The sequence below is a fragment of the Streptomyces sp. 5K101 genome (assembly GCF_046506645.1).
Classification (GTDB): domain Bacteria; phylum Actinomycetota; class Actinomycetes; order Streptomycetales; family Streptomycetaceae; genus Streptomyces.
The window spans coordinates 1-9,014 of the sequence record NZ_JBKFFO010000049.1; the positions used below are offsets into that span (position 1 = coordinate 1).

The window sequence follows — 9,014 nt, forward strand, 5'->3', positions numbered from 1 at the left end:
TAGTCGGGCCGCACCTCGGCGACCATGCGCACCGCACGACGGCGCAGCTCAAGCGGGTACTGGGAAGGACGTGCCATAACTCGATCCTCTCAAATGATCGAGCCCCTACCGAACCCGGAACGGTTCAGTTCGACCAGAAGCCCGGGCGGACCAGCAGTGACTCGCCCGGTACCAACGGGCCGACTTCGTATCCCTTGATTAGCACCTCTCGATCCTGTCACCAGCCGCTGACACGGCCCGATCCGGGATCGGCAAGGAGGTGCCGCCCAGTTACGGGACAGCCCCTCGTCGACCTGTCCCGGGCGCTCCTCGACTCTGCCCAGGTCGCGCAAAAAAGAAGGGGCGAACTTGCAGGTCCGAGTCTCGTGGACCGGGGTAGGCCCGGTGCCAAGATGCATGTCCTGTCCGACTCGGAGGGACTGCCCCTACGCGTCGGACTCTCCGCGGTCAACACCCACGACAGTCAGGCGCTGAAGCCGATGGTGTCCCATTCCCACATGGGACACGAATCCCACGCAGCCGACCCCAAGCCCCAGCGCCTCCACGCGGACAAGGCGTACGACGTCCCTCACCTGCGGAAATGACTATGCGGCAAACACATCGGAGTCCGGATCGCCCGCAAGGGCATCGAGTCCAGCGAACGTCTCGGCCGCCGCAGGTGGGTCATCGAGCGGACCATGTCGTGGCTGACCGGCTACCGCCGGCTCAACCACCGCTACGAACGACACCCGGCAAACGCCTAGCCTTTCTCGGGCTCGCCGCCGCCATCTGCTGCTACAAACGCTTCCGCAACCCCACCATGTAGGACACAGTCTAAGCCGTGCGGCCTGGCTATGACCGTTTCGGAACCTGAGTCACTCAGCCTAATCCAGCTATCCCGCGCAGCTTCTCACATGCAAGCTGGCGGTGTCGCGAAGCCAGTTTTCAACGGCACTTTAAAGACGGCCTTGCTCTACATGCATGCATATTTCGAAGGGCCCTATATGAGGATTCTACCTGGCGCAGGTATGGGGCATCTCGAGCCAGTTTGGCAGTCGGTGAGGTTCGTCGACCCGGATTCGACGTGACGCGCGGCGCAGCCTTCCAGATCCGGTTCGTCTGAAGGCCCTCGGCCAGAGCCCGTTGATGCCCCGGAGCGGCGAGTCGGGGATGGGCTACGAGCGCGTCGCGGGCGAGGGCCGAGGGGGAGACCCCTCGGCCGCGCGCCTGCTCGGCTACTTCGAGATGACCGCGCGGAGTGTTCCCGCAGTGGTCGCCTCGAACTCACCGAAGCCGGTTGTACCGTCCGCGAACTGCACGAAAGCCCGGGCCCCGGACAGGTCGAGGACCCTCACCCCGGCTGACGGGGAGGCGGTGAAGTCGGGGTCGACTCCGGTGAACGACACCTGCTCTCCGGGAGAGAAACCGGAGAAATTCGCGACCACGACCTCGGTGTCCACACCGACCGTGCTCGTGAGCGTCGCGGGGCCTGCGAAGCTGCCCATACTGTCCCAGGTGACGGGGAACTTGGCCGTACGGCCGCTGATACCCACCGATTGAACCTGGGAACCACTCGCGTTGTTGAGAGTGAGGTTGATGGAGAATGAGCTCAGCGGACCAGCGAATGTGGCCACGACTTCTTCAGCCATGTGCGATCTCCTGTCCCATCGTTGCAGGGCTGCAATTCGGCCCATGCGATCGCTCTTATGATGGACACACTTCGGCCTCGACGGTAATAGCTGGGGGCAGTCCGACGGAGGCAAAGCGCATTTGAAGGGAAATCGGCTGTGGCTCACACATCCTCTCACTGCATCATTGCGCCGTTTCGCTGCGCCGCCGGATGGGTACTGCGCCCGCTGTGCCCGACAGCGTGTTGATGTGGACGTAGGAGGCGTGCTTCGACCTCCAGCGGGAGCTGAGGTCGCGGACTTCCTCCGCACCGTCGACCTGGAGCCTGCCAGCGCGCCAGGCTCGACCAGGGCGTGACCGTGCGGCGAGGGCAGGGTTACACGCTCCGCGTCCCCGCCCTCCCCTCGATCCACCGCCAACTCCTCGACCGCTGTCAGCCGCTCGACAGCCCCTCGGCGATCCCGGCGCGGCGCACCGCGACAATCACGGAACTCGACGGTGTGGTGAGAACTTCTGTCGCGTCAAGAGCGGGATGCGTGAGGTAGAACAGGCGCAACTCGTCCACCTCGCCGCCGAAACGAGGCGGCCAGGCGGGCGAGGGAGTGAAATCGTCCAGAACAAGCAACCCACCAGGGGCAAGCAGCCCCACAACCCCCTCCGGATCGTCACGCTTGCCCCCACCGTCACAGAAGAACACATCGAACGGGGCACACCGCTCCAGCAACCGCCAATCCCCCACCAGCACCTTCACACGCTCGTCGTCCGCGAAAACACCGGCCGCCCGACGCGCCAGCTCCTCGTCCCGCTCCACGGTGACCAGCCGGGCACCGGCCCCCAGCCCGCTGTGCAGCCACGCAGTACCCACACCCGCACCCGTACCACTTTCCGCGACCACCCCACTGGGCTTCGCAGCAGCCACCAGCCGCAACAGCCGGCCCACCTCAGGCAGGCAACTCTTGTGGAAACCCGCCTCGGACGCAATGCGCTCCGCAGCCACCACCCGAGCCGGAACCCTACGCTCCGCCATGAACACGCCCCCTTCACGGCCCCTGACGCTACCCGCGACTACCGCCCCCCGCACCCGGTTCCACCCACCCCAGCCCCCCTCCCGATCTGCCCGGCGACGCGCCGCAAGTGCGTACCGGTCCTGATCCCGTGCGCGGCGCGGAATCGGGGACGGTATGTGACCTGACGACGCGCCGTCAGATCTCACCCGGTCCGGTTGCCGGTGCCCGGTCAGGGTGGCTCCATGGAACCGTCACCGGGAGAGCGGGGCAGCGGATGGGAATCGACGTGACTGTGGAGCGGGCCATTCCGCTGCCCTGCGAGCGGGTGGCGGCATACGCGATGGACTGGCGCCACGATGCCGAGTGGACCCAGGGCATCCGTACGGCGGAGCTGACACGGGAGGGCGACGGGGGCGGCTTCGGGGTCGGGGCCGAGGTGACGCGGACCGCCTACTTCCTGGGCAAGCGGATTGACTACGTGCTGCGCGTCGCCGCCTTCGAATCCCCCAGGCTGTTGGACATGGTCTCGGTCGCCGGCCCGATGCCGATGCACGTGACCTACACCTTCGACCCGCAGCCCGACGGCGGCACGCTCGCCCGGATCCGTGTACGCGGTGACGCGTCCGGCCCCTATCGGCTTGCCGGACCGGTGATGGCACGCAAGGTGCGCTCGTCGCTCGCAAAGGATCTGCGGGACCTTGAGCGCCAGGTGAGTGGTCGGCTGCGAGGGTGAGGACGGACATGGCATTCGACGAGGGACTGGCGGAGCGGATCCGGGCGCACCTGGGCGCGGACCCGGCGATCGTGGAGAAGCGGATGTTCGGCGGCATGGCGTTCCTGCACGCCGGCAACATGGCCGTGGGTGTGATCGGCGACGACCTGATGGTCCGTGTCGGCCCGGAGGCCACCGACGCGGCCCTCGCGCGGGCCGGGACGCGTCCCTTCGACTTCACCGGCCGCCCGATGCGCGGCTGGGTCGTCGTGGCTGCATCCGCTGTTGCTGAGGACGCAGCCCTGGCTGAATGGATCGACCAAGGCTGTTCGTTCGCCGCAGGCCTGCCACCCAAGTGACGCGCCCAAGCGGTGGTGGCACGGGGGTCGACGGGAACCTGGAGGAGGCGGAGACAGGTCCACGGGTGCGTTCGTGGAAGCCGTCGAACTGGAGGTAGATGTTCACCGACTTGCCCGGCGCCTGGTTGCGCTTGCCGAGTTCGGCGACGAAGGCGCTTGGCTTACCGGGCGTCGTCGGCCGGCTTCGCCGCATGATGTGCGCCGCCCCACGTTCCACCGCGTGCCGAGGACACGCGCAGCGGCCTGGGCCATGGCGGCTGACCGGTGTCTCGAGGACTCACACCTACGCCAGGGACGCGCGCCGCTCGGCCTCTTCGCGGATCGCCGCCAGGGACATGGCGACAGTGGCCTCCCACCGTGGCGCGACCAGGTCGCCCCACCACTGGCCGGCCCGCCACAGGTCCGTGGCGAGCTCGCCCTCGTACATCAGCCGGGTGCCCGACTCGTGCTCCGTGAGGAGGAACGACTCGGTCACGGCGGGGATCGGCCCGCGCACCAGGCGGAAGTCGACCCGCTCCGGGCGGGTGAACCGCACCGTCTCCACCGTCGTCGCCGTCAGCCGCCCGCCCATGACCGGCGTGTGATGGGCGGCGAGCACCATGTCGGAGCCGCGTTCCAGCACGTGGACCTTCTTCCGCACGGCTCGGGTGCCCCTGCCCAGATACGGCTGGGCGATGACGTCGAACACCACCTCGCGGGGGGCCGCGACATCCATGGTCTGCGGCCCCAGCGGCCGGGTGCGCCGGCCGACGCCCACGTCCAGGGGTACGGCCCCGGTGACCAGCCCCAGATACCCGGCCGCGACGCCCCCACCCGCCACCGCCGCCGTCGCCACAGCACCGATCCGCAGCATCGCTCAACTCCCTCCACGCGTCCGTCGCTGCCCCGCTGCCGACACCAGGGGCGTGAGCCCCGGTGATCCGTGAGTGCACTCACCGCGCTGCCCGCGCGTCGGCCCCCGGCCTGAGCGCCGGCTGGTACCGCCTCGGGCGTCTGGCTGCACCAGTTCACGAGTGGGGCTGTGACGACCGCGGTCTGGAGGGTGTCCGGTGCGGTTGTCGGCGCTGTGCGCGGTGTTCAATGCTCGCCACGGCGTCCGCTGAGCGCGTCCCGAATCCGGTCCACCATCCCCACGCCGGGCGCCAGCAGTTTGCTGAGCGGCGGCTTTGTGGGCATGGCGGGATGGGGTCGAGTGGGCGCTGTCTCCTTGGACCGGCGAACGAACTCTCCCAGCTCGTCCAACTTCTGCGGTGTGCAGGAGGCTGCCAGCTTCGGGAAAAGGCGGCTCTCCTCATCACGTACGTGCGAAGCCACCTCCAATCGGAGTTTCGCAACCAGGTCGTTGAACCGCGGATCATCCGCGCTCAGATCCTCCAGGTCCTTGAGCACCTGCTCGACCTCGGCGTGATCGGCCAGTTCCTTGTCCGCCAGCATCGCCCCGTCCTCGACGTACTCACGCACCGCCGGGTACAGGTGCATCTCCTCGGCGACCGAGTGCCTGACGAGCTCCCTCGTCAGCTCGTCCGCCAGCTCCCGCCTCCGCCGGTCCCCCACCGGCTGCGCTTCGATCTGCTGGAACAGCTCCTCCACCTCGCGATGGTCGGCCTCCAGCTCAGCAATCACATTCCTGCCGCGATCCATGACAGCCCCTTCGCAATTCCTCGCCCCGCAGTACGGCAGAGCGCTGGACCACGGGTGCTGGCCGACAACCAGGCATACACCGAAGTCGGGACCTGTCAGCCGCCGACAGACCAGGCGCTCACCTCTCTGGCTCAGCGACTCCGTCCACCAGGGGCTGCCGCGTACTGCTGACGAGCTTCACGCTGTGGTCCGCGGAGAAGGGGACACCGCGGCGACCACCCGAGCCGTCCCCGCCCGGCTGCACAACCTCGCCCTCGCGGGACAGCGCCTGCCCGATACGTGACCAGAGCGGTCCAAGGGAGGCGGCTACCCACCGCTCCGGCTCGGAGGATGCTCAGTCGATACAGAACTCGTTGCCCTCGATGTCCATCATCGGAATGCATGAATCATGGCCGTCATACAGCGTTCGCATGTGTACCGCGCCGAGCGGGAGCAGTCGGGCGCATTCGGCCTCGAGTGCGGCGAGGCGCTCTTCGCCTACGAGTCCGGTGCCGACCCGCACATCAAGATGCAGCCGGTTCTTGGCGGCCTTCCCTTCGGGGACGCGCTGGAAGTACAGTCGCGGGCCCACACCTGAGGGATCACTGCAGGCGAACCATGAATCCCGCTCCTCAGGTGGCTGCGAGCGCTTGAACTCCGCCAGCTCTTGCGCCGTACCGGTCACCCTGGCATGCACCGCCGCGCCGTGACTCCATAACTCCTTTTGTTCCAGGGGTCGTTGGTGGACGATGACGGGTCCGGGGCTCCAACAAGCGGAAGGAGCCGGTACGAGCGAGGGGGAAGCAGTGACCCGACCGGGCCGGTCGCCGGCTGATTCCGTTCCCTCTCCCGACACGGGCCATGGCGCCCTGGAAGCGGCCGTGCTCCAGATCCGGGACCGGCAGGGCGAGCCGGTGGGGCTGGGCTTCCTGGTCGCCGAAGACCTCGCGCTGACCTGTGCGCATGTGGTCGATGCCGCACTCGGCAGCCCACTCGGCACCGAGCCCGGCACCGACGCCCGCATCGACGTGAGCTTTCCCCTGCTGCCGGCCCCGGCCGAAAGCAGCACGAACGGTGAAGACGGCAGCGACGTGCACGCGACGGCGAGTGTCGAGCACTGGGTTCCCCCGCAGTCGTCCGGCGCCGGAGACGTGGCGGTACTGCGCCTGAGCACCGCGGTGCGCGGCAGTCGGCCGCTCCGGCTGATCGAGGAGCCGGATGTGTGGGAGCATTCTGCCCGGGTCTTCGGAGTCCCCGCCGGCCGCCCTGGAGGCGTGTGGCACTCGGCAGTCCTGCGGGCCCGGCAGGCGAGCGGATGGGTGCAGGCGGATCTCGCGGCGGGCGGCTACCGGGTGTCCCGCGGGTTCAGCGGCAGCCCGGTGTGGGACGAGGAGCTCAAGGGCGTCGTCGGCATGATGGCCCTGGCCGAGGAGGGCGATCCGCCGGCGAGCTACCTGATCCCGACGGCCGGTCTGCTGGACACCTGGCCGGACCTGCGGCCGCTGGCACTGCCGCCGTCGCCGTTTCGCAGGCTGTCACCGTTCGGGGAGGCCGACGCGGCGGTCTTCCACGGCCGCCGGGCGGAGGCCGACGCGGTCGCCCGGATGGTGACCGGCGAGCGCTGGACCGCGATCGTGGGGCCTTCCGGCTCCGGCAAGTCCTCCCTGGCCCAGGCCGGGGTCGTACCGAAGCTGCGGCCGGACAGCACTGCTGTGGTCGTCCTGCGGCCCTCGTCGGGCAGCAGTCCGTCGGCCGGTCTCGCCGCGGAGCTGCTGGCGTTGCTGGAGCCAGAACTCTCCGAGACGGACCGGATCGACCGTCTCCCGATGCTCACCCGGGCACTGGTCAGGCGGCGCGGCCTCGCCGATGTCCTCCCCCCGCTGCTGAGGCGGCAGGGCAGCCGACGGCTCCTGGTCGTGATCGACCAGTTCGAAGAGCTGCTCGCGCACGAAGCCGAGGCCGTCGAGGAGCTGGCCGACATCCTGTTCGACGAGGCGCTGCCGGACACGGTCCGGGTCCTGACCACCCTGCGGGCCGACTTCCTGGGCACGGTCCTCGCGCACCCACGCATCGGCCACGCTTTCGACGGACGACGGGTGTACGCGCTCGGCCCGATGCACACCGACCAGCTCCGTGAGGTCGTCACGCTGCCGGTGGCCGCCGTCCCGGGGGTGCGCTACGAGCCCCACCTGGTCGACCGGATCCTCGACGACACCGGCACCGCTCCCGGTGCACTGCCCCTGCTGAGCTTCGCCCTCGACCAGCTCTGGCGGGAGCAGCAGAGGGATACGCCCGGTCGGCTCACCCATGAGGCGTACGAGCGGATCGGCGGTGTCGCCGGGGGGCTGCACGACCACCTCGTCGGGGTCTGGACCGCCTGCATCCCGCAGTCCGACGAGGCCGTGGCGCGGCGGCTGTTCACCCCGGCTGGTCCGCGTGCCGCTGGAATCGGCAGCCGTCACCCGCCGGGTGGCCATGCGGGCCGAACTGGGCGAGGACGAATGGCGCGTGGCGGAGCGGCTCGCAGCCGCCCGTGCCCGTCTGCTGGTCATCGGGCGGGACTCCGAAGGCGCCGAGACGGTCGAGCTGATCCATGAGGCGCTCATCACCAGCTGGGACAAGCTGGAGGGCCGTCCAGCGGCCTGTTGGTGGAGGGCTCGTACGTGTTCCGTGACATGACTCCGGACGGCAGGAACGTGATCTACCAGGACTCCGACAACACCGGCGGCTCCCTCCAGCTCACTCCCGACCGGTGGGGGCGCGAGCTGTGCAAGGTGATCGGCAACCAGCGGTTCACGAGAGACGAGAAGGGCGGTCTTCCGGTGAGCGTGCCGGCCCGACCGGTCTGCCCCTGAAGCAAGTGGGCTTTCCCGCCCCGTCGTTGGGCGGGGAAGGCCTTTCTTGCACGCCTCTCCGCTCCAGCCGGTTCGCCGGCACATTGACCGCCAGGCTCATGCGTCTGCTGACTCGATCAGCTCGCGTGCGTAGTTCTTCATGGACCGCTGGTAGCGCGGTAGATGGCGAGCCAGCGCCCCCAGGACCAGCGACAGACCTTCGCGTTCCCGGCCGAGTCCGGCGAGACACAGCGCGAGGGTCGCGCGTACGGCGTCGTCCAGCTCGTCGGAGGGTGCGTCCAGCTCCGGCGTGAGCAGCGCGACGCCCTCCTCGGCACGGCCGATGTTGCGCAGCGAACTGGCCAGCTGAATTTTGGTGCGCCGTCCGCGATAGCCATCGAGGCCGCGCGCCAGCGCCTCCTGATAGAGCGGCACCGCCTTGTCCGAGTGCCCGGTCGAGTCGAAGGCGCAGGCCCGCTCGAACGGACCGACCGGGCTGTCATCGGGCAGCTCTGCCACGAGTTCATCGACTACCACGCGGAACTCCGCCTCCCGCGTCCCTTCATAGTCGTCGAACGACGCCCAAACAGCTGCCAGGCGCTCTTCCCAGTCCGAGTTGATCTTCTGGTTCATGCAGAGCACCTTGTGGCCCCGGCCCGTGGCTGTCAATCACTTTGCGGCCACCAGGCCGTGGGGCGCTCCGTCTTGACCGACTGTGCTCCTGCACCTCAAACCAGCGCGAATCTCAGTGGGCGGTTCGTGAGTTGATGTCCGTTCCGGACTTGGTTACCGCTTCTTGCTGAAGGTGCCGGGCTCGGCCTCGGTGAGGATTCCTATTGCGACCAGGCGTTTCATCTTGGCGCGGGTGCGTTCG

10 protein-coding genes and 2 pseudogenes are annotated in these 9,014 nt (G+C 68.6%); 6 read left to right on the forward strand and 6 right to left on the reverse strand.

What is annotated here, in order from left to right:
* Positions 1–284 precede the first annotated feature (284 nt).
* A pseudogene (locus ACLB9X_RS34125) lies at positions 285–805 on the forward strand (IS5 family transposase); the annotation flags it as partial.
* Between the two features lie 409 nt (positions 806–1,214).
* Here ACLB9X_RS34125 and ACLB9X_RS34130 read toward each other — a convergent pair.
* Both ACLB9X_RS34130 and ACLB9X_RS34135 read right to left on the reverse strand, forming a co-directional pair.
* On the reverse strand, positions 1,215–1,628 hold the full coding sequence (locus ACLB9X_RS34130; RefSeq protein ID WP_410364300.1) for a hypothetical protein: 414 nt from the start codon (positions 1,626–1,628) through the stop codon (positions 1,215–1,217).
* Between the two features lie 413 nt (positions 1,629–2,041).
* Positions 2,042–2,635 carry an O-methyltransferase gene (locus ACLB9X_RS34135; RefSeq protein WP_410364301.1) on the reverse strand — a complete coding sequence of 198 codons (594 nt, stop codon included), beginning with the start codon at positions 2,633–2,635 and terminating at the stop codon, positions 2,042–2,044.
* Between the two features lie 254 nt (positions 2,636–2,889).
* On the opposite strand from ACLB9X_RS34135, the gene ACLB9X_RS34140 reads away from it, so the two are divergent.
* Complete coding sequence (locus ACLB9X_RS34140; protein WP_410364302.1) at positions 2,890–3,348, forward strand: SRPBCC family protein; 459 nt, start codon at positions 2,890–2,892, stop codon at positions 3,346–3,348.
* An 8-nt stretch (positions 3,349–3,356) separates the two neighbouring features.
* Positions 3,357–3,686, forward strand: a complete 330-nt coding sequence (locus tag ACLB9X_RS34145; protein ID WP_410364303.1) for a TfoX/Sxy family protein — start codon at positions 3,357–3,359, stop codon at positions 3,684–3,686.
* Positions 3,687–3,969: 283 nt separating this feature from the next.
* On the opposite strand, the gene ACLB9X_RS34150 is transcribed toward ACLB9X_RS34145, so the two are convergent.
* The 3 genes from ACLB9X_RS34150 to ACLB9X_RS34160 form a co-directional block, all read right to left on the reverse strand.
* Positions 3,970–4,539, reverse strand: coding sequence for an SRPBCC family protein (locus ACLB9X_RS34150; RefSeq protein WP_410364304.1), 570 nt, complete (start codon positions 4,537–4,539; stop codon positions 3,970–3,972).
* A gap of 224 nt (positions 4,540–4,763) precedes the next feature.
* Entirely contained in the window at positions 4,764–5,327 is a 564-nt protein-coding gene (locus ACLB9X_RS34155) for a hemerythrin domain-containing protein (protein ID WP_410364305.1), read from the reverse strand.
* Between the two features lie 334 nt (positions 5,328–5,661).
* A complete protein-coding gene (locus tag ACLB9X_RS34160) occupies positions 5,662–6,003 on the reverse strand; it encodes a VOC family protein (protein WP_410364306.1) in 342 nt (113 codons plus the stop codon).
* Between the two features lie 52 nt (positions 6,004–6,055).
* Between ACLB9X_RS34160 and ACLB9X_RS34165 the strand changes: the two are divergent.
* The 3 genes and pseudogenes from ACLB9X_RS34165 to ACLB9X_RS34175 all read left to right on the forward strand — a co-directional run.
* A pseudogene (locus tag ACLB9X_RS34165) lies at positions 6,056–7,717 on the forward strand (trypsin-like peptidase domain-containing protein); the annotation flags it as partial.
* Positions 7,718–7,781: 64 nt separating this feature from the next.
* Positions 7,782–7,985, forward strand: a complete 204-nt coding sequence (locus ACLB9X_RS34170) for a hypothetical protein (RefSeq protein WP_410364307.1) — start codon at positions 7,782–7,784, stop codon at positions 7,983–7,985.
* Complete coding sequence (locus tag ACLB9X_RS34175) at positions 7,970–8,161, forward strand: hypothetical protein (protein WP_410364308.1); 192 nt, start codon at positions 7,970–7,972, stop codon at positions 8,159–8,161. Before ACLB9X_RS34170 ends, ACLB9X_RS34175 begins: the two co-directional genes overlap by 16 nt.
* Positions 8,162–8,257: 96 nt before the next feature.
* Here the strand turns inward: ACLB9X_RS34175 and ACLB9X_RS34180 are convergent, their stop codons facing one another.
* Entirely contained in the window at positions 8,258–8,773 is a 516-nt protein-coding gene (locus ACLB9X_RS34180) for a tetratricopeptide repeat protein (protein ID WP_410364309.1), read from the reverse strand.
* Positions 8,774–9,014 lie beyond the last annotated feature (241 nt).

Coding starts and splice junctions, on each gene's coding strand:
- ACLB9X_RS34130 (WP_410364300.1), bottom strand. CDS start 1,628: ATGGCTGAAGAAGTCGTGGCCACATTCGCTGGTCCGCTGAGCTCATTC.
- ACLB9X_RS34135 (WP_410364301.1), bottom strand. CDS start 2,635: ATGGCGGAGCGTAGGGTTCCGGCTCGGGTGGTGGCTGCGGAGCGCATT.
- ACLB9X_RS34140 (WP_410364302.1), top strand. CDS start 2,890: ATGGGAATCGACGTGACTGTGGAGCGGGCCATTCCGCTGCCCTGCGAG.
- ACLB9X_RS34145 (WP_410364303.1), top strand. CDS start 3,357: ATGGCATTCGACGAGGGACTGGCGGAGCGGATCCGGGCGCACCTGGGC.
- ACLB9X_RS34150 (WP_410364304.1), bottom strand. CDS start 4,539: ATGCTGCGGATCGGTGCTGTGGCGACGGCGGCGGTGGCGGGTGGGGGC.
- ACLB9X_RS34155 (WP_410364305.1), bottom strand. CDS start 5,327: ATGGATCGCGGCAGGAATGTGATTGCTGAGCTGGAGGCCGACCATCGC.
- ACLB9X_RS34170 (WP_410364307.1), top strand. CDS start 7,782: ATGCGGGCCGAACTGGGCGAGGACGAATGGCGCGTGGCGGAGCGGCTC.
- ACLB9X_RS34180 (WP_410364309.1), bottom strand. CDS start 8,773: ATGAACCAGAAGATCAACTCGGACTGGGAAGAGCGCCTGGCAGCTGTT.